Below are 22,745 nucleotides of genomic sequence, written 5' to 3'. Positions count from 1 at the left end.
GCCTCGCTTGGGGCCGCCCTTCTTCTATATCCGCGAGAGATCGGAGGATCAGTCCTCGATCTCCTCGTGTTCCTCATCCTCCAGGGCCGCCTGCTGTTCAGCCAGGGCGCGATCCTCGGCGGTTTCCAGCAGGGTGGTGGTCTCCAGCTCCGGCTCGGGCAGGCCACGGCGGGCACGGGACAGGGCGGCCTCCAGCTCACGCTGGCTGCACAGGCCCAGCAGCACGGGGCTGCGCGGCTTGATGTTGCTGGTGTTCCAGTGGGTCTTGTCGCGCACCGCGGCGATGGTCGGCTTCGTGGTGCCGATCAGGCGGGAAATGGCGGCGTCCGACAGTTCCGGATGATTCTTCAGCAGCCAGGCGATGCCATCGGGCTTGTCGCCGCGCTTGGTCACCGGGGTGTAGCGCGGGCCCTTGGCGCGCGCGATCGGCTGCGGCAGGTCGTGGATGCGAATCTGCAGCTTCAGGTCCGGGTTCTTTTCGCAGCGCTCGATCTCATCCTTGGTCAACTCGCCGTTGCCCACCGGATCGCGCCCGACCATGCCGATCGCCACCTCGCCATCGGCGATGGCCTGCACTTCCAGCGAGTGCATGCCGCAGAATTCGGCGATCTGCTCAAAGGACAGCGCGGTGTTCTCAACCAACCAGACCGCGGTCGCCTTCGGCATCAAGGGCAGTGCCATGCTTCCTCCTAACCCGTGGCGGAACGTTCCGCCAACACGCATCAAAACCCGTGAATAAGGTCGCGAAAAGCAATATCCGCCCGTCGCGCGGGCTGAAGGCCCCACGCAGCCGGACGGGAAACTGTGACGCGTACATGAGCTATATAGAGGCCCGCGACGGGCGAGGCCACGCCTTTTTATGGGCGCGCCTCCCCTTGCCGTAGAGTTTTTCCAGACTTAAACAGTCAGAACAATCTTCCCCACATGGCTGCTGCTTTCCATCAGCGCGTGCGCCGCCGCCGCCTCTTCCAGGGGGAAGGTCTTGAAGATGACCGGGCGGACCTCTCCCCGCGCCAGCAGCGGCCACACCTTTTCCGCCAAGCTGGCGGCGATGGCGGCCTTCTCCTCCGCCGAACGCGGGCGCAGCGTCGACCCGGTCAGGACCAGGCGCTTGGTCATCACCGGCGCCATGTTCAGCGTCACCTTGGGCCCGCGCAGGAAGGCGATGGTCACGTGGCGGCCCTGGTCGGCCAGGGCGTCGATGTTGCGCGGCACATAGTCGCCGCCCACCATGTCTAGGATAACGTCCACACCCCGGCCGCCGGTCGCCTCCTTCACCACGGCGACGAAATCCTCCGCCTTGTAGTCGATGCCGCGATCGGCGCCGATGTCCTCACAGGCCTTGGCCTTGTCCGGCCCACCGGCGGTGGCGAAGACGCGGGCGCCAAAGGCCTTGGCCAGCTGGATGGCCGTGGTGCCGATGCCGCTGGTGCCGCCATGGACCAGGAAGCTTTCCCCCGCCGCCAACCGGCCACGGTCGAAGACATTGGTCCAGACGGTGAAGAAGGTCTCCGGCAGGGCGGCCGCCTCCACCATGCTGAAGCCTTCCGGCACGGGCAGACACTGGCCGGCTGGCGCCACGGCATGGTCGGCATAGCCGCCACCGTTGACCAAGGCGCAGAGGGCATCACCCACCGTCCAACCCGTCACCCCCTCGCCCAGCGCGGCGACGGTGCCCGCCACCTCCAGCCCCGGCAGATCGGAGGCGCCGGGCGGCGGTGGGTAGCTGCCGGCGCGCTGCAGGCAATCCGGCCGGTTGACGCCGGCGGCTGCCACCCGGATCAGGATCTGGCCCGGACCGGGTTGCGGCGTCGGCCGCTCGATGGGCTTCAGAACCTCGGGACCGCCGGGTTGGGTGATGGCGATGGCACGCATGGTTGCAGGATCTCCGCGACTACGTCAGGCGGGGGATGGTCCCCTCGCCGCTTGGGGTCTTGCACCATGTAGGGCCCCGGCGGCACAGTGACAACCGACACGCCGGAGGGCCGACCCTCCACAGGAAAGGCAGCCGCCCCATGGACACCGACGACATCGCCCCGCCGCCGAGCCGCCCCAGCAGCTTCCTGGACATCGCCCGCCTGTCGGTGGGGGAACTGCGCGAATACCGCAACAGCCTGGAGGCGGAGATCGCGCGGGTGGACGACGCCATCAAGGCCAAGCAGGCCTCACTGAACGCCGCCGCCGCGTTTTTCAAAAGCTAGCGGCGGCATGAGCTTTCGCCTCACGCCGCCATGGGATGCGACCGCATCCGCCGGAGCTTTCCGGGAAGCCGAAGGCGAACTGGAAAGCGAGGAAGCCAAGCCCGCGGATGCGGGCGCCCGGCGACTGAGGACTTTCCAATAATCAAACCGGGACGGCCTCGAACGTCGCCGTATCCAGGGTGAAGGTGCCGTCGGCTTCGATGGCGAAATGCCCGGTGACGGCGTCCGCCATCCGCCCCTGCAGGGACCGGATGGCCGCCACATGGCTGTCCGGCGGGGTCATGCGCGCGATCCAACTGGCGAACTCCAGGCGCAGGCGCCGCTCCGTGACGCCCGTGACCCGGAAACCCGCCGCCGCCAGGGCCGCCCGCCATTCCGCCACCGAATAATTGCGCACATGCGATGGGTCGCGCAGCAGCTCGATGCTTTGCAGGAAGGTGTCCAGCAGCGGCTGACCCGGCGTCACCACGTCCATGAAGACGGCGATGCCGCGCGGCTTCACCACCCGCCGCGCCTCCCGCAGGCCGGCCGCCAGATCCGGCCAGTGGTGGGCGCTATAGCGGCTGATCACCGCGCAAAAGTCGGCGTCACCGGCCGGCACGGCATCGGCGCGGCCCACCCGCGTCTCGATATTGGCCAGGCCCCGCCGACCAGCCTCCGCCGCCACGGCGTCCAGCATGTCGGGCGACAGGTCGCAGGCAACCACCTGGCCCACGTACGGCGCCACGGTGAAGGCGACATGCCCGCCGCCACAGCCCAAGTCCAGGACCGTCTTATAGCCCTTGCCCGCCACTAGGCTGGCCAACTGCCGCAAATCCTCCCCCTGGGCGTGGACGGCGCTGGCAACATAGGCGGCGGCCTGTGGCCCGAATTGGCCAGCCACCAGCGATTCCTGGTCGCGGCCCGCGGATGTTTGACCGGGCGTTTGAGGCGCGTGCTGGATGGTCATTCCCTACTCCGTTTCTTGGTCAAGATTGCCCCGGTTCGGCGGGGTGGAGCGCCAAGGTGACAGAGCCTTAAACTGGTACCAGATCCAGGTTTATACTGGTATCAACTGCTACCTCCTTAAAGGCCCGCGCCCATGGACATCCTGGATACCTCGAAACGGCGCGAGCTGGGGGAGTTCGTGCGGGCGCAGCGGGAACGGCTGTCACCGGCGGCCCTGGGCCTGGCGCCCGGGCCTCGCCGCCGCACGCCCGGCCTGCGGCGGGAGGAACTGGCGCAGCTGAGCGGCGTCAGCGTCACCTGGTACACCTGGATCGAGCAGGGCCGCGACGTCTCCATCTCCCCCGGCGCCCTGGCACGCCTGGCGGTGGCCCTGCGCCTGTCAGCGGCGGAGCGCGCCTATCTGTTCGAGCTGGCAGGCAAGCGCGACCCGGACGAGGCGGCCGCCGGGGATGACGCGCCCGTGCCGGCGGCGCTGGACGCCCTGGTCCGGGGCGTCCCATACCCGGCCTATCTGCTGGACCGAACCTGGAACGCCCTGGCATGGAACGCCGCCGCGGCACGACTGTTCACCGGCTGGCTGGATCACGCCGGTGACCGTAACCAGTTGCGCTATCTGTTCCTGAACCCCGCCGCCCAGGCCCTGATCCCCGACTGGGCGGAACGGGCGCGGCGGGTGGTGGCGGAGTTCCGCGTGGACTATAGCCATCACCTGAACGATCCCGCCATGCGGGCCCTGGTGGCGGACGTCAGCCAGTGCAGCCCCCTGTTCGCCAACCTCTGGCACGCCCACGCGGTCACCGCCCGCGCTGGTGGCGAGCGCGCCTTCCAACACCCGGCCGACGGCCCCCTGCGCTATGAGCAGCTGACCTTCGCCCTGGCGGGGCATACGGATGTGAAGCTGGTGACGCTGGTGCCCATTGGGGTGCCCGCTGGGGTGCCGGCCGGTTGATCAGGCCGGGACCTTCCCCTTCACCCACAGCAGCGCCGCGACGCGAAGGGCGCTGGACAGGTTGCCGTCGCGGTTGCCGTCGACCTCTTCCACCAGGGCGTTGATCGACAGGCCGCGGGCCACGGCCATGTCCTTCAGCGTTTCCCAGAACGGCTCCTCCAGCGTCACGCTGGTGGGGTGGCCGGCGATCAGGACGGAACGCTTGCGCAGGGTCATGCGGTGGCTCGCTGATGCTCGGTCACGGCATCGACCACGGCCCGGGTGAGGAAAGCCAGGTCGTCGGTGTCCATGGTGTAGGACGGGGTGAGGTAGACGATGCGGCCGAAGGGCCGCACCCAGACCCCCCTGTCGATCAGGCGCCGCTTCAGCCTGTTCATGTCGGCAATACGCTCCAGCTCCACCACGCCGATGGCGCCTAGGGCGCGCACGTCGGTCACGCCGGGCAGGTCGCGGCAGGGCTCCAGGCCCGCCGCCAGGCCCCGGGAGAGGGCGGCCACCTGGGCCAGCCTGGGCTCGCTCTCGAACAGATCGAGGGAGGCGTTGGCGGCGGCGCAGGCGAGCGGGTTGGCCATGTAGGTGGGGCCGTGCATCAGGGCCGCCTGGGCGTTGTCCGACCAGAAGGCCTGGAAGATTCGGTCGCTGGCCACGGTGGCGGCCAGGGCCATGGTGCCGCCGGTCAAGGCCTTGGACAGGGTGATGATGTCGGGCACCACGCCGGCGGCCTCGCACGCGAACAGGGCGCCGGTGCGGCCGAAACCGGTGAAGATCTCATCGAAGATCAGCAGCAGGCCATGGCGGTCGGCAGCCGCGCGCAGGGTGCGCAGCACCTGGGAGTCATGGAACAGCATGCCGCCCGCTCCCTGCACCAGGGGCTCCACCAGAATGGCGGACAGGGTGTGGGCATGGGCGGCCAGATCACGCTCGAACCGCGCCGTCGACTCCTCATCCACCGGCAGGTCCAGGATGAGATGTTCGGGCAGCAATCCGGCGAACAGACTGTGCATCCCCTCTTCCGGGTCGCACACCGCCATCGTGGCGATGGTGTCGCCGTGATAGCCGCCGCGGAAGGCCGCCAGCTTGGTGCGGCCGGGCACCCCCCGGTTCAGCCAATACTGCGTCGCCATCTTCATGGCGATCTCGACGGAGACGGAGCCGCTGTCGCAGAAGAACACGCGGTTGAGGTCGCCCGGCAGCATGGCCGCCAGGCGGCTGGCCAAGGTATAGGCCGGCTCATGCGCCAGGCCGCCGAACATGACGTGCGGCATGCGCGCCATCTGCTCGGCCACCTTCTCGCGGATGTGGGGGTGGTTGTAGCCGTGGCAGGCTGTCCACCAGCTGGCCACCCCATCCACCAGCCGCCGGCCATCGGCCAGGGTCAGGCGCACCCCCTCCGTCGCCACCACAGGCAGGGGCGGCAGCGCCGTCTTCATCTGGGTGTAGGGCAGCCAGATGTGCCGGCCGCCCTGCTGAAACCAATTATTATTCCGGTCGGGAAACGACCCAGGTCTGCCCATGATCAGTGGCCGCACGCCCCGGAACAGGCATCCGCGGCGTGGCCGGCGTGCTCCTCGTCGGCGCAGCCTTCTTCCACAATATCCATGGTGGTCATGCCCAGGCGGGCCAGCAGCCGCTTGTCATGGTCGGCCACCGGGTTGGCGGTGGTCAGCAACTTCGGCCCGTAGAAGATGGAGTTGGCGCCGGCCAGGAAGCACAGGGCCTGGGTCTCGTCGCTCATGCCCTCGCGGCCGGCGGACAAACGCACCATGGAGGCCGGCATGGTGATGCGGGCCACGGCGATGGTGCGCACGAAATCGAGGGCGTCCAGCGCGTCCTTGCCGCCCAGGGGCGTGCCGTCCACCTTCATCAGCATGTTGATCGGCACGCTCTCGGGGTGCTGCGGCAGGGTGGCCAGCGTGTGGATCATGCCCACGCGGTCGGTCAGATCCTCGCCCATGCCGACGATGCCGCCGCAGCAGACGTTGATGCCGGCCTCACGCACGTTGGCCAGCGTGTCCAGCCGATCCTGGTAGGTGCGGGTGGTGATGACGTTGCCGTAGTACTCGGGCGAGGTATCGATGTTGTGGTTGTAATAGTCCAGGCCCGCCTCCTTCAGGCGCAGGGCCTGGCCGGCATTCAGCATGCCCAGCGTGACGCAGGATTCCATGCCCAGCGCCTTCACACCCTCGACCATGGCGCAGACCGATTCCAGATCCTGGTCCTTAGGGCTGCGCCAGGCGGCCCCCATGCAGAAGCGGGTGGCGCCGGCGTCCTTGGCGGCCTTGGCCTCGGCCAGCACCTTCTGCACCTCCATGAGCTTGGACGCCTTCAGGCCCGTCTCATGGTGCGCGCTCTGCGAGCAGTAGCCACAGTCCTCCGGGCAGCCGCCGGTCTTGATGGACAGCAGGGTGGAGATTTGGACCTGGGTGGGATCGAAGCGACGGCGATGCACGGCGGCGGCCCGGAACACCAGCTCGGTGAAGGGCAGGTCGAACAGCGCCTGGATCTCGGCGCGCGTCCAGTCGTTGCGCACGTCGTCGCTCTCCATGACAGGGGCGGAGAAGGCGGCGGGGCGGCTGATGTCGATGGCGGTCACGGGTGCGTTTCCTTGGGGGATACCGGGGCAATACCGGGGCCGGGCCGAAGCTCAAGGCCAGCCCGCACCTAACGGCAGCGGCGGGGACCGGTCAAGAAAAACCGGGGCGGCGCCGGCCGCCGGCGGATCTCGGGGAAACTTGGTGAGAGGCGACAGGTCCGGCGCGACAGATGATTGCGCGGCGCCGCTAGACCAGCGCCGTGAACACCGATTCAAGAATTGAGATCACCACTTGGCCGACAATCTCGACCAGCCAGGACCAATCGTTCAGGCGTTCAGCCCAGCGGGATTCTTCCTCAGCCAAAGGGCCCCCCCTCCACGGTCGCGCATCAAAGCAGGGCGAGCAACAGCCCAAGCGCGTCCGTAGGCTGAGATGGGGCCGGAATTTGACACCCGCAACCCAGGCGCCGCACTTTCGCACGCGTCCGGCCGGCGCTTGCCATTAAGCTCCGCCCGATCTGATCCCAACCGATGGCGCCTTCATGCAGTCCCTGACCGAATTCGCCGAGGCCAAGCTGGCCGAGATGGACGCCGCCTCGCTGCGCCGCCGGCTGGTGGACAGCGACCGCGATGGCGAGGGCGGCCTGTGGATCACCCGCCGGGGCCGGCGCCTCCTGTCCTTCTCCTGCAATGACTACCTGAACTTGGCCCACGACCCCCGGGTGAAGGCGGCGGCCGTGGCGGCGGTGGAGCGGTACGGCGTGGGGGCCGCCGCCTCGCGCCTGGTGACCGGCAACCACCCGCTCTACACCGTGCTGGAGCAGAAGCTGGCTGCCTTGAAGGGGACGGAGGCGGCCTGCGTCTTCGGCTCCGGCTATCTGGCCAACGCCGGCATCATTCCCACCTTCGTGGGGCCCAAGGATCTGGTGGTGGTGGATGAGCTGGCGCACGCCTGCATCTGGGCCGGCGCCAAGCTGTCGGGCGCCACCCTGCGTATCTTCCGCCATAACGATATGGACCATGCCGCCCAGGTGCTGGCGACATATCGGCCGCGCCATGGCCGCGCCCTGTTGGTGACGGACGGCGTCTTTTCAATGGACGGGGATCTCGCCCCCCTGCCCGCCCTCGCCAACCTGTGCGCGCAGCACGACACCTGGCTGATGACCGACGACGCCCACGGCATCGGTGTATTGGCGGAGGGCCGGGGCTCCAGCTTCGCCTTCGGCGACAAGCCGCTGGTGCCGCTGCAGATGGGCACCTTGAGCAAGGCGGTGGGCGGCTATGGCGGCTATCTCTGCGCCTCCCAGGCGGTCATCGACCTGGTGAAGACCCGGGCGCGCACCCTGATCTATTCCACCGGCCTGCCTCCCGCCACGGTGGCCGGCGCCATCGCGTCCCTGGACATCATCCAGGGTGACCCCGACCTGTGCGCCCTGCCCGTGACCAAGGCCCGGCGATTCACCGCCCTGTTGAACCTGCCTTCCGCCGAAAGCCCCATCGTGCCCATCGTGCTGGGCGGCGCCGAGGTCACCTTGCAGGCCCAGCGCCTGCTGGAGGACGAGGGCCTGCTGGTCACCGCCATCCGCCCCCCTACCGTGCCGGCCGGCACCGCCCGCCTGCGCATCACCTTTACCGCCCGCACGCCGGATGCGGAGATCGAGCGCCTGGCCGGCCTGATCCGCGATCGCGTGCTGCCGCTCAAGAGTGTCGAGAGCCCCAAATGACCGTCCCCGCCTTTTTCGTCACCGCCACCGGCACCGACATCGGCAAGACCTTCGTGACATCCGGCCTCGTGCGCCGCCTGCGGGCCAAGGGCATCGCCGCCACCGCCCTGAAACCCGTGGTCAGCGGGATCGATCTGGAGGATGCCGCCAGCCTGGCGGCCAGCGACCCCGCGCAGCTGCTGGCAGCCATGGGCCGGCCGGTCACCCCGGCGGAGGTGGCGCGCATCAGCCCGCACCGCTACGCCGCCCCCCTGTCGCCCGACATGGCGGCGGCGCGCGAGGGCCGGCCCCTGGACGTGGACGGCATGATCGAATGGTGCCGGGAAAAGACGGCCTTCGCCGCCGCCCCGCTGTTCGTGGAGGGTGTCGGCGGCGCCATGGTGCCGCTGGACGGCAGCCGCACGGTGCTGGACTGGATGGTGGCGCTGGACCTGCCCCTGTTGCTGGTCACGGGCAGCTATCTCGGCACCCTCAGCCACACCCTGACCGCCCTGGACGTCCTGGCCCGCCGGGGATTGCGGGTCGCCGCCATCGCCGTGAGCGCCACCCCCGGCGCCACCGTGCCCATGGCCGAGACGCTCACCACCCTCGCCCGCTTCGCCCCCGGCATCCCCCTGACGGCGGTGCCCAGGGTGGAACGGGTGGAAGAGGCGGACACGGCGTTCGACGCGCTGCTGGGGGCGTTGGGGCTGTAATCCCGAGGTGTTTGCGGGACTTCGCACGGAAGTGATGGCACTATCGGCAGCATGTCAGCCGACGATGATAACGCCACCCCTCTATCCCCGACGCACCTCGACCATGATGCGGTTGCGGCAGCGGTGACGCGTGTTCAGCAACTGGCCAAGCAATACGGGGCCCCTAATCGCAGCTTGACCGATGAATTGATCGCCGGGCGTCGGGTGGACACTGAGCAAGGATGAGCCTCAGCTCAGCGCCGTCTCCGCCCTGATCTCACGGATCAGGTTTTCCATGCGGCGCAGCAGGGCTTCGGCCACCTTGAGCGGCACGACCACCACATCGTCCTCGGCATCGAAACCGCCCTGGCGGCGGATGACGATCTCATCGCGGGGGTTGGCGTAGACCGCCACGGCGGTGGCCATGTCGGCCACGATGCTCGTCTGGTCCAGATGCCCCCATTGAAACGCGCCGGCCATATCGTCCTCCATCGCTGACATCGCGAAAGAACAAACTGGGAACGATCAAGGCATAAATCAGGAACTCAGGCAAGGGGAATTTAGCTCCCCTTGCCCGATCCCGGATCTCAGCTGGGGTGGATCATGTCCTCAGGCTTCACCCAGGCGTCGAACTCCGCCTCGGTCAGGAAGCCCAGGGCCAGGCCGGCGGCCTTCAGGGTGGTGCCTTCGGCGTGCGCCTTCTTGGCGATCTTGGCGGCCTTGTCATAGCCGATGTGCGGGTTGAGCGCCGTCACCAGCATCAGGCTTTCGTGCAGCGACTTGGCGATGCGGTCCTCATTCGCCGTGATGCCGATCACGCAATTGTCGGTGAAGCTGACGGCGGCGTCGGCCAGCAGGCGGATGGACTGGGCCACGTTGTAGATGATGACGGGCTTGAAGACGTTCAGTTCGAAATGCCCGGTGGCGCCGGCGATGGTGACGGTGGTGTGGTTGCCCATCACCTGAGCGCAGACCATGGTCATGGCCTCGGACTGCGTCGGATTGACCTTGCCGGGCATGATGGAACTGCCGGGCTCGTTCTCCGGCAGGCTCAGCTCCCCGATGCCGCAGCGCGGGCCGGAGCCCAGCAGGCGGATGTCGTTGGCCACCTTCATGAGCGAGGCCGCCAGGGTGTTCAGCACGCCCGACACCTCCACCAGGCTGTCGTGCGTCGCCAGCGCTTCGAACTTGTTGGGGGCGGTGACGAAGGGCAGGCCGGTCAGATCCGCCACCTCGGCCGCGAAGGCGGCATCAAATCCCTTTTTGGCGTTCAGGCCCGTGCCCACCGCCGTGCCGCCCTGGGCCAGGCGCAGCAGCGCCGGCAGCGCCGCCTTCACCCGCTCCACCCCATAGGCCAGCTGCTGGGCATAACCGGAGAATTCCTGGCCCAGGGTCAGGGGTGTCGCGTCCTGCAGATGGGTGCGGCCGATCTTGACGATGCCCTTGAACGCCTCGGCCTTGGCGGCCAGGGCGTCGCGCAGATGCTCCAGCGCCGGCACCAGGGTGCGGTGCAGTTCCACCGCCGCCGCGATGTGCATGGCGGTGGGGAAGCTGTCGTTGGACGACTGGCCCCGGTTCACATGGTCGTTGGGGTGCACCGGCTTCTTCGACCCCATCTCCCCGCCCAGCAACTCGATGGCACGGTTGGAGATGACCTCATTGGCGTTCATGTTGGTTTGGGTGCCGGAACCGGTCTGCCACACCACCAGGGGGAAGTGGTCGTCCAGCTTGCCGGCCGCCACCTCCGCCGCCGCCTGGATGATGGCGCGGCCCAGCGCCTCGTCCAGTTCCCCCAGCTTCACGTTGGCCTGGGCCGCCGCCTGCTTCTGGATGCCCAGGGCATGGACCAGGGCCGGCGGCATGCGCTCCCCCCCGATCTTGAAGTTGCCCAGGGACCGCTGGGTCTGGGCGCCCCAGTAGCGGTCGGACGGCACCTCCAACGGACCGAAGCTGTCGGTTTCGGTGCGGGTGCCCTGTTTGGCTTCAAGGACCATTTCGATGCTCTCCAGGCTGGTGAGGGGCGGAGTTTACCCGGATCCCCTCGGACCCCGCCATGTCAGCGCTTGTCGAGGATGTTGCCTATGGCGCCAAACACACCCCCCTCTTCCCGGGTTCCCACCAGGGACGAGGCCAGCATGCGGCCGGCCAGGCGGGAGAAGGGCAGGCTTTGCAGCCACACCTTGCCGGGGCCCCGCAGCCGGGCGAAGAACAGGCCCTCGCCGCCGAACAGCATGGACTTGATGCCGCCCACCTGCTCCACATCGAAATCGATGTCGGCGGTCATGGCGGCCAGGCAGCCCGTGTCCACGTGGATGACTTCCCCCGGCTGCAACGTGCGTTCCACCAGGGTGCCGCCCATGTGGATGAAGACGATGCCGTCGCCTTCCAGCTTCTGCATGATGAAACCGTCGCCGCCGAACAGGCCGGTCAGGATGCGGCGCTGGAAATAGATGCCGATGGCGACGCCACGCGCCGCCGCCAGGAAGCTGTCCTTGTGGCAGATCAGGCGGCCGCCATAGTCTGCCAGCTTGAGGGCGGAGATGGTGCCGGGATAGGGCGCGGAAAAAGCCACCGTGCCCGGACCGCTGCCACGCTGGGTAAAGACGGTGGTGAAGAGGGTGGAGCCGGAGAGCACCCGCTTGCCCGCGCCCCACAGCTGGTCCAGCACGCTGCCGCCGTCGCGGCTGGAACCGTCACCGAAGATGGTGTTCATGTCCACGCTGGCGTCCTTGTACAGCAGGGCGCCCGCCTCGGCGATGGCGCTGTCGCCGGGCGCCAGGCTCACCTCCACATACTGCATCTCATGGCCGTGGATGGTGTAGTCCAGGGCGCTGGCCGGGCCGGGCGGCGGCGGGGTGAAGGGGTTGCCACCGCCGGCGAAGGCGCCCCAGATGCCGCCACCGCCCGGCGGGGGCGGGGGCGGCGGGGATGAGGCGGTGCCGCCATACAGCTCCGCCACCTGGCCCACGGGCAGCCAGTCGGTGAAGCCTTCCCGCCAGCAGTGCGCGCCCGGATTGGCGCGGGCGAAATTGCGCGCCGCCGCGTCATCCAGGGGGCCCGCCTGCTGCTGACCGTTGTGGAAGAACCATTCCGTCATGGCAACGCACCCCTTCTCTGTTCAACCAGGCCGTTCGTGTCCCCCGCGGACCGGCCCTTGGTATCGCCCCCTTTTACCAAGATGGCGCCCCCCTCACCAGCGCTGGCCCCATTCCCGCCCGGCCATCTGGCCCCCTTTGCCGCAGGTTCGCGGCGTGACGGCGGCTTTGGGAATATTCCGCCGGCCTGTGCGTCTTTCCAATAAGGCCGGCCCGGCGCCGGTCCTTACCTGCCGAAGGACGCGCGCATCATGATCACGGTCGGTTCGGGGCATTGGCGGGAATGGATGGGGCAGCTATGGTGCGGCCCGGCCCCCCGCTTCCGGTGGGGCCGGCTGTGGCCGAGGCTGAAAGCGATGAGCATCTGGGGCAAGGTGGTGGGGGGTGTCGCGGGCTTTGCCATTGGCGGCCCCCTGGGCGCACTGCTGGGCGTGGCCGCCGGACATGCCGCCGACGCCTGGGCGTCGCAGCCGTCAGCCCCCCCGGGCCCGGACGGCCAGCCTGACCAGACCCGCAGCATGGCCTTCACCATCGGCGTCATCGTGCTGGGCGCCAAGATGGCCAAGGCCGACGGCGTGGTGGACCGGGCGGAGATCGACGCCTTCAAGCGCGTCTTCCAAATTCCGGCGGAGGAGGCGCGGAACGTCGGCCGCATCTTCGACCTGGCCAAGCGCGACAGCGCGGGCTTCGAGCCCTATGCCCGGCAGCTGGCGGGCATGTTCCGGGACCGGCCGACGGTGCTGGAGGATTTGCTGGGCTGCCTGTTCCACATCGCGTCGGCCGACGGCAGCCTGCACCCGGCGGAGCTGACCTTCCTGGCCGACGTCGCCCGCATCTTCGGCATTTCCGAGGCGACGTTCGAGGGCATCCGCCGCATCCACGGCGGCGCCGCCTGCGGGTACGAGGACCCGCTGGACGACCCTTACGCCGTGCTGGGCGTCGCCCGTACCGCCAGCGATGCGGAAATCAAGCTGGCCTGGCGCCAGGCCTTGCGCGACAACCATCCCGACACCGTCATGGCCCAAGGCCTGCCGGCGGAGTTCGTGGACGTCGCTACCCAAAAGACGGCCGCGCTGAACGCCGCCTATGACAAGATCCAGAGCCAGCGGGCCAGTGCGCCCGCCGGCCCGCACCAGTAAACCCGCATCCCTCAGTAACCCGTACCCTAGAGCTTATCGCTTCCATGGCCCCCACCCCGCCCATCGTCGCCCTGAAGAACGCCCACATCACCCTGGGCGCCACCATCCTGTTCGAGGGCGTGGACGTCACCATCGGTCGCGGGGACAAGATCGCCCTGGTCGGCCGCAACGGCAGCGGCAAATCCACCCTGCTGAAGGCCCTGGCCGGCGTGGTCGACCTGGACAAGGGCGAACGCTATATCCAGCCGGGTGCCCGCATCGGTTACCTGCATCAGGAACCGGACTTCAGCGGCCATGCCACGGTGGCGGACTTCGTCAGCGCCGGACTGGTGGAGGATGCGCCCTATCGCGTACAGGCGGTGCTGGACGAGCTGAACCTGCCCGGCGACCGCGCGGCCGCCACCCTGTCGGGCGGCGAGGCCCGCCGCGCCGCCATCGCCCAGGCCCTGGTCAGCGACCCCGACGTCCTGCTGATGGACGAGCCGACCAACCACCTGGACCTGCCCACCATCGAATATCTGGAAAAGGCGCTGCAGGCCTTCCGCGGCGGGCTGCTGCTGATCAGCCATGACCGCGCCTTTCTGAACACCCTGGCGCGCAAGACCATGTGGCTGGATCGCGGCACCATGCGCGAAACGGAACGCCCCTTCGCCGAGTTTGAAGCCTGGCGGGACGAGGTGTTCGCGGCCGAGGATCTGGCCTACGCCAAGCTGGACCGCAAGATCGCGGTGGAGATGAAATGGCTGCGCGAGGGTATCAGTGCGCGGCGCACCCGCAACATGGGCCGGGTTCGGGCCTTGCAGGGCCTGCGCAAGGAGCGGGCGGACCGCAACCGCCAGGGCCAGGTGAAGCTGGCGGTGTCGGACGCCGAGAACTCAGGCCGGCTGGTGATCGAGGCAACCAACGTCGCCAAAAGCTTCCAGGATGGGGAAGGCAACACCCGGATCATCGCCCGTGACTTCTCCACCCGCATCCTGCGCGGCGACCGGGTGGGCCTGATCGGCCCCAACGGTGCGGGCAAGACCACCATCCTGAAGATGCTGATGGGCGACCTGGCGCCGGACAGCGGCACCATCCGCCTGGGCACCAACCTGGAAACGGTGGTGTTCGACCAGCGCCGGGCGCAACTGGACCCCAACCAGACCATACGCCAAGTGCTGCTACCCTTCGGCGGCGACAGCGTTGTGGTGGGCGGCACACCGCGCCATGTCGCCTCCTACATGCGGGACTTCCTGTTCGACGGCGGCATGCTGGAACAGCCGACCCGGGCGCTGTCGGGTGGCGAGCGCAACCGTCTGCTGCTGGCCAAGCTGTTCGCCCAGCCCAGCAACCTGATGGTGCTGGACGAACCCACCAACGATCTGGACATGGACACGCTGGACCTGCTGGAAGAGGTGCTGAGCGATTATCCCGGCACCCTGCTGCTGGTCAGCCACGACCGTGACTTCCTGGACCGGCTGGTCACCTCCACCATCGCGGTGGAGGGCGACGGCGTGGTGGCGGAATACGCCGGCGGCTACAGCGACTATCTGATCCAGCGTCCGGCCCGCACGCCCGCCGCCAATGCCACCTCCAAGGCGGCCGATGCCCCCAAGGCGGCGGAAGCGCCCAAGGTCAAGCGCAAGCTGGGCTACAAGGAACAGCGTGAGCTGGACCAGCTGCCGGCCCTGATGGACAAGCTGGGCGACCAGGTGAAGAAGCTGGAGGCCAAGCTGGCCGACGCCACCCTCTACGCCCGCGACCCCGCCGCCTTCCAGAAGGCCTCGTCCGACCTGGACAAGGCCCACCAGGACCTGGCCACGGCCGAGGAACGCTGGCTGGAACTGGAGGCGCTGAAGGAGGAGCTGGAGAGGGGCGCGTGAGGTTCTTCCTTGCATGCCCGGCCATTGGCCGTACAATGCGGGAATGGAGAATATGATGGCTCATCCCGCGACAGATACCCCTCGGCGCCGTGCCCGCAGCGAACGGCTGGAAGCGCGCGTCACCGCCGAGCAGAAGGATATGATTGAGCGCGCGGCGGCACTCCAAGGTCGGTCGATCACTGACTTCGTCCTAACCAGCGTGCAAGACGCGGCCCGACGCGCGATCGATGAGCACCTGCGCCTGGAACTGTCGCTGCAGGACAGCCGGGCTTTCGTTGAGGCGCTGAGCAAGCCGCAGCCTGTGAATGACCGGCTGCGCGACACAATTCGCCGGTATCGCGACGCTACCGGCGCCTGACGGTCGGAATGACGGCTTCCGATCCTCTCCTGCGTTCCCTGCGGGTCGACGTGCTCGGCCCACAGCATGACCGACGCCACTTTGCCAGCGGTGTAGATGCGCTTGACCGCTATTTCCAAACGCAAATAGGACAGGACGCCCGCAAGAACATTGCGGCGCCATTTGTTCTCCTTCTGCCAGACGGGACAGTCGCCGGCTATTACACTTTGTCCGCCACGTCTGTGCACTTGGCGGATCTGCCGCCGGAGACGGCTCGCAAACTGCCACGCTATCCGGTGGTGCCGGCCACGCTGCTGGGCCGACTGGCGGTGGATAGGCGTTTTCATGGCCGCGGATATGGTGGATATCTGCTGGCGGATGCGTTGCGCCGTTGTTTGCGCAGCGAAATCGCGTCGTTTGCCGTGATCGTGGACGCTTATGACGACAACGCCCACCGTTTTTACGAACGCATGAGTTTTCTCGCTTTACCTGATACACCCCGGAAATTGTTTCGGCCCTTGGCCGACATCGCGCCGCTGTTCCAGGAGAGCGGCGCGTGAGGCCGCTGGACGTCCTGCGGGCGCTGGCCGTCGTGGCCATCTGGGGAATCAATTTTTCCGTCTCGAAATTCGCGCTGCGCCAGTTCCACCCCATCACCGCCATGGCCATCCGCTTCGCGCTGGTGGCGCTGGTGCTGGTGCCCTGGCGGCGGCTGCCCTGGGCCCATGTACGGCCGCTGCTGGCCTATTCCGTCGTGCTGGGCGGCCTGCATTTCCCCCTGGTGTTCAGCGGCCTGATGGGGTGCAGCGCCGCCGCGGCCTCCGTCGCCATCCAGTTGCAGGTGCCCTTCGCGTCGCTGATGGCGGCGGTGTTCTTCAAGGACAGGCTGGGCTGGCGCCGGGCGGCGGGCATGGCGGCGGCCATCGCCGGCGTCGGCATCATCGCCTACCACCCCGGCGGGACCGACGACCCCGCCCATCTGGGACTGGTGGTGCTGGCCGCTGCCGCCTTCGCCTTTTCCAGCATCCAGCTGAAATGGATGCCGCCCATGGACCCGTTCACGCTGAACGGCTACATGGCCCTGTTCGCCGTGCCGCAGCTGGTACTGATGTCCGCGGTGCTGGAGGATGGGCAATGGGCGGCCATTCAAGCGGCGCCGCCGGCGGCCTGGGCCTCCATCCTGTTCATGGCGCTGGTCTCCACCATCCTGGCCTATGTTCTGTGGTTCCCGCTGGTGCAGCGCTACGCCGTCAACCAGACCATGCCCTTCATGCTGCTGGTCCCGGTGTTCGGGGTGGCCGGCGGCGTCATCCTGCTGGGTGAGCCCTTGTCCTGGCACCTGGCGGCGGGCACGCTGGTGACCATCGCCGGCGTGGGCGTGGTGCTGCTGCGCCGCCCCCGCCTGGTGACAGCCCGGACGGCGAGCTGAGAACCCATGGCCCTGCGTGACCGCCCTTCCCCCAACCACGGCCCCCGGCCGGAAGGAACTGCCGTCGACATCCTGGTGCTGCATTACACCGGCATGCTGTCGGCCGAGGCGGCGCTGGATCGGTTGTGCGACCCAGCGGCGGAGGTCAGCGCCCATTATGTGGTGGAGGAGGACGGCACGGTCTGGCGCCTGGTGGATGAGGGCCGCCGCGCGTGGCACGCCGGCCGGGGCGCCTGGGGTGACGTCGGGGACGTCAACAACCGCTCCATCGGGGTGGAAATCGTGAACCCGGGCCACGAGTACGGCTACCGCCCCTTCCCGCAAGCCCAGATGCAGGCTGTCATCGGGCTGTGCCAGGGCATCCTGGCCCGCCACCCCATCCCGGCCGGCAACGTCATCGCCCATTCCGACATGGCGCCCGCCCGCAAGCAGGACCCGGGCGAACTGTTCGACTGGCCGGGCTTGGCCCGCGCCGGCATCGGCCTATGGCCAGCCACCGATGCCCACGGGCCGGTTTGGGACGGCGGTGACGATCAGGTAGCCGCACTGCTGGCGCGCCTGGGCTATGACCCCACCATCGCGACCTTCACTGAAACGCTGGCCGCCTTCCAGCGCCATTGGCACCCGGAAGCGCTGGGCCAACCGGCGGACGCAGAGACCGTGCGGCGGCTGCATAGCCTGCTGGCTCAATCCGGTCGCTGATCCCCGCCATCGGCGCTTGCATCCCCCGGTCGATGCGCCTAGGGTCGCCGCCTGCCAGACGGCCGGATGGCCGCCTCCCGACAATGGCGAAAGCCGTCGGGGGGAGGAAAGTCCGGGCTCCACGGAAGAACGGTGCCAGGTAACGCCTGGCGGGGGCGACCCTAGGGAAAGTGCCACAGAAAGCAAACCGCCTGCCGCCCGCCCTTTCGGGGGACCGGGGGGCCGGCAAGGGTGAAAGGGTGCGGTAAGAGCGCACCGCGCCCCTGGCAACAGGGGCGGCACGGTAAACCCCACCGGGAGCAAGATCGAATAGGGGCGGCACGGCCGGGCAACCGGCCAAAGCATCTTCCGAGCCGCCGCCCGGGTAGGTCGCGCGAGGCGCTTGGCGACAGGCGTCCCAGATGAATGGCCATCCCACGGCCGCCGCCCCTTCACGGGGGGACGGGCCGGAGGACAGAACCCGGCTTACAGGCCGTCTGGCAGATTTGAATCCAGCAAACGGGACCTCTTCCCATTCCCACCCATGCCACTCGCCAAGTGGTTTGGGCATGGGACCGCATGGGAAAACGCGCCATAAGTCCGCCACAAGTCCCATGACTCCACTCCGATGGGACGGCATGGGCTTTTCGGCGGCGTTTGGGCGCCGCATGGGAATTCATGGGAAAGGACCATAAAATGGCCCCCGGCTGCTATATATGGCGGCCTATGACTTTTTCCTCACCATATTTGGTGCCATCCCCTGAACCGACGAGTACTTGGGACTAAAACTGGCCCCCGAATAACCAAGGTGGCTTATCCAAAAGATTTGGGCGCCGTTTCACTAACGGCTGCGCGGGCGCCACCTTATCCACAGGATAGGTACCCCCTATCCGAAGGCTATTAGATTCGGCGGAAACCCACGAATATATGGGCCCGGGACCTACCCGTTCGATTTAGAGGCGCCGGCAAGAAGAACGTTTTCCACAACTGTGGAAAAACGCTGTGTGGACAAGCATTGAGCCGAGTCCTCCCATTGACGCCCATAAGTTCCCATGCTACCCCATATGGACCCAAAAACAGGGCGCGCAGGCTATCCGGTCTTACCCGGACGGGCGGCGCATTCTGAAACTGGGGCTGGTGCCGGATCGGGTGGGGCGCGGAGGCGCTGGAGACGCGGGGATCGATGGGCTTGTTCCTGTCCACATATGTGAACAAGGTCGACAAGAAGGGTCGGGTTTCAGTCCCGTCTTCCTTCCGTGGCGTCCTTGGTGGGCAGACGGAGCTGATCGTCTTCCGGTCCCTGCAGGCCAACGCCATCGATGCCTGCAGCGTCGACTATATGGATCGCCTGTCCGAGGCGCTGGACAACCCCAACATGCCCGACGACATGCGCGACCTGATCGAGACCACGGTGTTCGGCGGCTCCGTCCGCCTGGCCCTGGATCCGGAGGGCCGTATCGTCCTGCCCGAGAACTTCCTGGCCTTCGCCGGTATCACCGAAGGTGCCGCCTTCGTCGGCCGCCGCCACACCTTCCAGATTTGGGATCCCGACGCCCTGTCCGCCCATGAGGCCGCCAGCCGCGACCGCAGCCGCGCCCAGAACATCTCGCTGTCCACCATCCTGGCCCGCACCAACTCGGTCCTGGCGGCCGGGTCCAATGGCGGGGGTGCGCAATGAGCGAGACGACCACTTCCGCTGAGCCACAGGTCCACATCTCCGTCCTGCTGGCCGAGGTGCTGACGGCCCTGGCCGTGCGCGATGGCGGCGTTTATGTCGACGGTACCTTCGGCGCCGGCGGCTACACCCGCGCCATCCTGGAAGCGGCGGATTGCCAGGTCATCGGCATCGACCGCGACCCCGCCGCCATCAAGCGGGCGGAGCCCCTGCTGGCCCGCTTCCCCGGCCGCCTGCGCATCATCGAGGGCCGGTTCGGCGACATGGCCGAGCTGCTGGCCGCCCACGGCATCGGCCCGGTGGACGGCGTGGCGCTGGACATCGGCGTCTCCTCCCCCCAGATCGACGATCCGGCGCGCGGTTTCTCCTTCCGCTTCGACGGCCCGCTGGACATGCGCATGAGCCTGAGCGGCCCCACCGCCGCCGACGTGGTCAACGACTACGCCGAAGCCGATATCGCCAACATCCTGTGGCGCCTGGGCGAGGAACGCCTATCCCGCCGGGTGGCCCGTGCCATCGTGGCCGCCCGCGCCACGTCCCGAATCGAGACCACGGCGCAGCTGGCGGACATCATCCGCGGCGTCGTTCCCCGCTCCAAGAAGGATGGCATCGACCCCGCCACCCGCAGCTTCCAGGCCCTGCGCCTGCACGTGAATGACGAGCTGGGGGAGCTGGACCGTGGCCTGGCCGGGGCCGAACGGGTGCTGGCACCCGGCGGCCGTCTGGCGGTCGTCTCCTTTCATTCCCTGGAAGACCGGCGGGTCAAGGACTTCCTGCGCCAGCGCAGCGGGTCGGAGGGCGCGCCGTCGCGCCACATGCCGGCCGCCCACAGCGGCCCCGCCCCCACCTTCCGTCTTCTGGGGCGCAGCGGGGTCACCCCGGGCGAACCTGAACTTCGCCACAATCCGCGCGCCCGATCCGCTCGGTTGCGCGCCGCCGAACGCACCAACGCCCCCGCTTGGCCCATGGGAGAAGCAGCATGATAGGCAAGTCCACGCTCGTCTGGCTGTGCCTCGCCACTGTCGCCAGCGGCATCCTCTATCACACCAGCTACCGCGTGCAGGAGGAGCAGGAGCACCTGGCCTCCCTCAACCGGCAGATCGCGCAGGAGCAGCAGTCCATCCAGGTGCTGCGCGCCGAATGGGCCTACCTGAACGATCCCACCCGGCTGGAGCGCCTGGCGACCGAGCATTCCACCCTGCGCCCCACCAAGGCGGAGCAGATGGTGGCCCTGGCCGCCGTGCCGGTGAAGCCGGAGGCGCCCGCCCCGGTTCCCGGCGCGCCGGCGGACCAGGCGAAGCCCGTCCCGGCGCCGGAGTCCACCTACGTCGCCAGCGCGGCGCCGGCCGCCCCCGCCGTGCAGGTCGCCGTCGCCCAGGCCGCGCCGGCGCCCATGCCCAAGGCCCAGGTCGTGGCGCTGAAGGCGCCGGACGTGCAGGCATCCGCCCCGGTGAAGGCCGCCACCAAGCCGGCCCCCACCGTGAAGGCGGCGAAGCAGCCTGAGCGGGTGGACAGCATCGGCGCCCTGATGGCCAGCCTGGACGCCGCCGACAGGGCCGGCGGCAAGGTCACCCTCGCCTCCGCCTCCAGCAGCGCCGCCAAGCCCAAGGCCAAGCCCATCCTGATGGCGGAGCAGACCTTGAGCGCCAAGCTGGGGGCCGCCCGATGAGTGACGCGCCCTTTTCCCTGACCGGTTTCGACATCGCGGGCATGGAGCGCATCCAGGCCCCCAGGTCGGAAGGCAGGGTCCGCCTGAACAACCCCACCAGCCACGCCTTGGAGCAGGGCCGGTCGCGCCTTCTGGTGACGGCCGCCCTGTTCGCGTTGGTGCTGGGCGCCATCGGCGTGCGCCTGGCCGACACCATGGTGTTCAGCCGCGAGGCGGAGCCGCCGGTGGCGGAGAACACCACAGCCCGTCCCCTGCCCGTCACCCGGGCGGAGATCACCGACCGCAACGGCGTGCTGCTGGCGACCTCGCTGGCCACCGCGTCCGCCTACGCCGATCCCAAGCTGGTGATCGACGCGGAGGAGGCCGCCCGCAAGCTGGTGGCCACCCTGCCGGACCTCGACTATCGCCAGGTGCTGAAGGACCTGAAGGGTGACAAGCGCTTCGTCTGGATCAAGCGCAACCTGACGCCCCGCCAGGAATTCGAGGTCAACAAGCTGGGCATCCCCGGCGTCTTCTTCCAGCAGGAGGAACACCGCATCTATCCGCAGGGCAGCCTGACCGCCCACCTGATCGGCCTGACCGGCATCGACAACAACGGCCTGATGGGCATCGAGCAGTCGTTCGACAAGCGCCTGCGCGAGAATTCGGAACCGCTGCGCCTGTCCGTCGATGTGCGCCTGCAGCACATCGTGCGCAAGGAAATCACCCAGGCCATGCAGGACTTCAACGCCATCGGCGGCGCCGGCCTGATCATGGACATCAAGACCGGCGAAATCCTGTCGATGGTCAGCCTGCCGGACTTCGACCCCCAGAATCCGGGGGAGATGCACGACGAGTCGAAGTTCAACCGCGCTACCCTGGGCGTCTATGAGATGGGCTCGGTGTTCAAGATCCTGAACACCGCCATCGCCCTGGAAACCGGCACGGTTAAGCTGCACGAGACCTTCGACACCAGCCACCCGCTGAAGATCGGCCGCTTCACCATCCATGACGATGAGCCGGTGAACTACTGGATGGACGTGGTCGACATCTTCCGCAAGTCGTCCAACATCGGCTCCGCCAAGATGGCGGAGAAGTTCGGCATTGACGTGCAGCGGGAATACATGGGCCGCTTCGGCATGCTGAAGGCCCCGTCGCTGGAGATCCCCGAGGTGGGCGGCCCGCTGGTGCCCAACCCCTGGCGCCCCACCACCCTGCTGACCGTCGCCTTCGGCCACGGCATCTCCGTCAGCCCCATCCAGATGTCCTCGGCCGTGGCCGCCGTGGTCGACGGCGGCATCATGCGCCCGGCCACCCTGCTGAAGCGCGACCCCAACGCCGAAATCCCCGAGACCCGGGTGATCTCGCCCCAGACCTCCGCCATCCTGCGCAAGCTCATGCGCCTGGTGGTGACCGAGGGCACGGGCAAGACCGCCTTCGGCTCGGGGGACTTGAAGGCGGCGGACACGCTGGACTATCTGGTGGGCGGCAAGACCGGCACCGCCGAGAAGGTCAGCGGCAAGGGCTATGCCCACAAGTCGCTGCGCACCTCCTTCGCCGGCGCCTTCCCCATGACCGACCCGCGTTATGTGGTGTTCGTCATGGTGGATGAGCCGCACGGCACCAAGAAAAGCTTCGGCTTCGCCACCGCCGGCTGGGTCGCCGCCCCCGCGGTGCAGCGCATCGTCTGGCAGGCGGCACCCCTGCTGGGGGTGAAGCCGGTGGTCCGCAACGATCCCGAGATTTTGCAGGCCATGACCATCAACTAACCAGCCCCCCCTGAAACCCACACGACAGGGCACCGCAAGGTGGGGGTCGACCGATGCCGGGCAGCGCGCTATCAACCCGCC

Annotated in this window: 23 protein-coding genes and 1 other RNA gene; 15 read left to right on the top strand and 9 right to left on the bottom strand. The window is 68.2% G+C overall.

Going from position 1 to position 22,745, the window contains the following annotated elements:
- Nucleotides 1-48: 48 nt before the first annotated feature.
- Together FBZ87_RS17025 and FBZ87_RS17020 are read right to left on the bottom strand one after the other, a co-directional pair.
- Nucleotides 49-681 (bottom strand): DUF1013 domain-containing protein, encoded by a 633-nt coding sequence (locus FBZ87_RS17025; RefSeq protein WP_145611537.1) that lies wholly within the window; start codon nt 679-681, stop codon nt 49-51.
- A 216-nt stretch (nt 682-897) separates the two neighbouring features.
- Complete coding sequence (locus tag FBZ87_RS17020) at nt 898-1,875, bottom strand: NAD(P)H-quinone oxidoreductase (protein ID WP_145611535.1); 978 nt, start codon at nt 1,873-1,875, stop codon at nt 898-900.
- Between the two features lie 140 nt (nt 1,876-2,015).
- On the opposite strand from FBZ87_RS17020, the gene FBZ87_RS17015 reads away from it, so the two are divergent.
- The gene (locus FBZ87_RS17015; protein ID WP_040847295.1) at nt 2,016-2,201 is read left to right on the top strand and encodes a DUF1192 domain-containing protein; all 186 of its coding nucleotides are present in this window, start codon (nt 2,016-2,018) and stop codon (nt 2,199-2,201) included.
- 142 nt (nt 2,202-2,343) lie between these two features.
- Here the strand turns inward: FBZ87_RS17015 and FBZ87_RS17010 are convergent, their stop codons facing one another.
- Nucleotides 2,344-3,084: a class I SAM-dependent methyltransferase gene (locus FBZ87_RS17010; RefSeq protein WP_342780920.1), complete on the bottom strand. Its 741-nt coding sequence runs from the start codon at nt 3,082-3,084 to the stop codon at nt 2,344-2,346.
- Nucleotides 3,085-3,282: 198 nt separating this feature from the next.
- Here FBZ87_RS17010 and FBZ87_RS17005 point away from each other — a divergent pair, with 198 nt between their 5' ends.
- Nucleotides 3,283-4,098 (top strand): helix-turn-helix transcriptional regulator, encoded by an 816-nt coding sequence (locus tag FBZ87_RS17005; protein WP_145611531.1) that lies wholly within the window; start codon nt 3,283-3,285, stop codon nt 4,096-4,098.
- Here the strand turns inward: FBZ87_RS17005 and FBZ87_RS17000 are convergent, their stop codons facing one another.
- Genes FBZ87_RS17000 through bioB form a run of 3 tightly spaced genes read right to left on the bottom strand, consistent with a single transcriptional unit; the run spans nt 4,099 to nt 6,691 of the window.
- Complete coding sequence (locus tag FBZ87_RS17000) at nt 4,099-4,314, bottom strand: ribbon-helix-helix domain-containing protein (protein WP_145611530.1); 216 nt, start codon at nt 4,312-4,314, stop codon at nt 4,099-4,101. It abuts the gene before it with no gap.
- Nucleotides 4,311-5,612, bottom strand: coding sequence for an adenosylmethionine--8-amino-7-oxononanoate transaminase (locus FBZ87_RS16995; RefSeq protein ID WP_145611528.1), 1,302 nt, complete (start codon nt 5,610-5,612; stop codon nt 4,311-4,313). Before FBZ87_RS16995 ends, FBZ87_RS17000 begins: the two co-directional genes overlap by 4 nt.
- A gap of 2 nt (nt 5,613-5,614) precedes the next feature.
- Nucleotides 5,615-6,691, bottom strand: coding sequence for a biotin synthase BioB (gene bioB / locus FBZ87_RS16990; protein WP_422394469.1), 1,077 nt, complete (start codon nt 6,689-6,691; stop codon nt 5,615-5,617).
- 482 nt (nt 6,692-7,173) lie between these two features.
- Between bioB and FBZ87_RS16985 the strand changes: the two genes are divergently transcribed.
- Both FBZ87_RS16985 and bioD read left to right on the top strand, forming a co-directional pair.
- Nucleotides 7,174-8,355 (top strand): aminotransferase class I/II-fold pyridoxal phosphate-dependent enzyme, encoded by a 1,182-nt coding sequence (locus tag FBZ87_RS16985; protein WP_145611526.1) that lies wholly within the window; start codon nt 7,174-7,176, stop codon nt 8,353-8,355.
- Nucleotides 8,352-9,050, top strand: a complete 699-nt coding sequence (bioD, locus tag FBZ87_RS16980) for a dethiobiotin synthase (RefSeq protein WP_145611524.1) — start codon at nt 8,352-8,354, stop codon at nt 9,048-9,050. Before FBZ87_RS16985 ends, bioD begins: the two co-directional genes overlap by 4 nt.
- Nucleotides 9,051-9,278: 228 nt before the next feature.
- Here bioD and FBZ87_RS16975 read toward each other — a convergent pair whose 3' ends face one another.
- The 3 genes from FBZ87_RS16975 to FBZ87_RS16965 all read right to left on the bottom strand — a co-directional run bounded on the left by FBZ87_RS16975 (nt 9,279) and on the right by FBZ87_RS16965 (nt 12,126).
- On the bottom strand, nt 9,279-9,509 hold the full coding sequence (locus tag FBZ87_RS16975) for a hypothetical protein (protein WP_145611522.1): 231 nt from the start codon (nt 9,507-9,509) through the stop codon (nt 9,279-9,281).
- Nucleotides 9,510-9,616: 107 nt separating this feature from the next.
- On the bottom strand, nt 9,617-11,023 hold the full coding sequence (gene fumC / locus FBZ87_RS16970) for a class II fumarate hydratase (RefSeq protein WP_145611520.1): 1,407 nt from the start codon (nt 11,021-11,023) through the stop codon (nt 9,617-9,619).
- 62 nt (nt 11,024-11,085) lie between these two features.
- On the bottom strand, nt 11,086-12,126 hold the full coding sequence (locus FBZ87_RS16965; protein ID WP_145611518.1) for an AIM24 family protein: 1,041 nt from the start codon (nt 12,124-12,126) through the stop codon (nt 11,086-11,088).
- A gap of 354 nt (nt 12,127-12,480) precedes the next feature.
- On the opposite strand from FBZ87_RS16965, the gene FBZ87_RS16960 reads away from it, so the two are divergent.
- The 11 genes from FBZ87_RS16960 to FBZ87_RS16910 all read left to right on the top strand — a co-directional run bounded on the left by FBZ87_RS16960 (nt 12,481) and on the right by FBZ87_RS16910 (nt 22,664).
- Nucleotides 12,481-13,263 (top strand): TerB family tellurite resistance protein, encoded by a 783-nt coding sequence (locus tag FBZ87_RS16960; RefSeq protein WP_145611516.1) that lies wholly within the window; start codon nt 12,481-12,483, stop codon nt 13,261-13,263.
- Nucleotides 13,264-13,307: 44 nt separating this feature from the next.
- Nucleotides 13,308-15,125, top strand: coding sequence for an ABC-F family ATP-binding cassette domain-containing protein (locus tag FBZ87_RS16955; protein ID WP_145611514.1), 1,818 nt, complete (start codon nt 13,308-13,310; stop codon nt 15,123-15,125).
- Between the two features lie 52 nt (nt 15,126-15,177).
- Complete coding sequence (locus FBZ87_RS16950) at nt 15,178-15,483, top strand: type II toxin-antitoxin system TacA family antitoxin (protein WP_211106970.1); 306 nt, start codon at nt 15,178-15,180, stop codon at nt 15,481-15,483.
- An 8-nt stretch (nt 15,484-15,491) separates the two neighbouring features.
- Nucleotides 15,492-16,022 carry a GNAT family N-acetyltransferase gene (locus FBZ87_RS16945; protein WP_145611512.1) on the top strand — a complete coding sequence of 177 codons (531 nt, stop codon included), beginning with the start codon at nt 15,492-15,494 and terminating at the stop codon, nt 16,020-16,022.
- Entirely contained in the window at nt 16,019-16,891 is an 873-nt protein-coding gene (locus FBZ87_RS16940) for a DMT family transporter (protein ID WP_145611510.1), read from the top strand. Before FBZ87_RS16945 ends, FBZ87_RS16940 begins: the two co-directional genes overlap by 4 nt.
- A 6-nt stretch (nt 16,892-16,897) precedes the next feature.
- Nucleotides 16,898-17,593, top strand: coding sequence for an N-acetylmuramoyl-L-alanine amidase (locus tag FBZ87_RS16935; RefSeq protein ID WP_145611508.1), 696 nt, complete (start codon nt 16,898-16,900; stop codon nt 17,591-17,593).
- Nucleotides 17,594-17,647: 54 nt separating this feature from the next.
- Nucleotides 17,648-18,077, top strand: an RNA gene (gene rnpB / locus FBZ87_RS16930) — RNase P RNA component class A.
- Between the two features lie 678 nt (nt 18,078-18,755).
- Nucleotides 18,756-19,250: a division/cell wall cluster transcriptional repressor MraZ gene (locus FBZ87_RS16925; protein WP_088871857.1), complete on the top strand. Its 495-nt coding sequence runs from the start codon at nt 18,756-18,758 to the stop codon at nt 19,248-19,250.
- Nucleotides 19,247-20,230, top strand: coding sequence for a 16S rRNA (cytosine(1402)-N(4))-methyltransferase RsmH (rsmH, locus tag FBZ87_RS16920; RefSeq protein WP_145611507.1), 984 nt, complete (start codon nt 19,247-19,249; stop codon nt 20,228-20,230). Before FBZ87_RS16925 ends, rsmH begins: the two co-directional genes overlap by 4 nt.
- Complete coding sequence (gene ftsL, locus FBZ87_RS29285; RefSeq protein ID WP_186454807.1) at nt 20,227-20,916, top strand: cell division protein FtsL; 690 nt, start codon at nt 20,227-20,229, stop codon at nt 20,914-20,916. Before rsmH ends, ftsL begins: the two co-directional genes overlap by 4 nt.
- Nucleotides 20,913-22,664 (top strand): peptidoglycan D,D-transpeptidase FtsI family protein, encoded by a 1,752-nt coding sequence (locus tag FBZ87_RS16910; protein WP_145611505.1) that lies wholly within the window; start codon nt 20,913-20,915, stop codon nt 22,662-22,664. Before ftsL ends, FBZ87_RS16910 begins: the two co-directional genes overlap by 4 nt.
- Nucleotides 22,665-22,745 lie beyond the last annotated feature (81 nt).

It is taken from the genome of Nitrospirillum amazonense, assembly GCF_007828035.1.
In the GTDB taxonomy this organism is placed as follows: domain Bacteria; phylum Pseudomonadota; class Alphaproteobacteria; order Azospirillales; family Azospirillaceae; genus Nitrospirillum; species Nitrospirillum amazonense.
The sequence above is the reverse complement of the archived record's forward strand: the minus strand, read 5'-3'. Positions and strand labels throughout refer to the sequence as shown.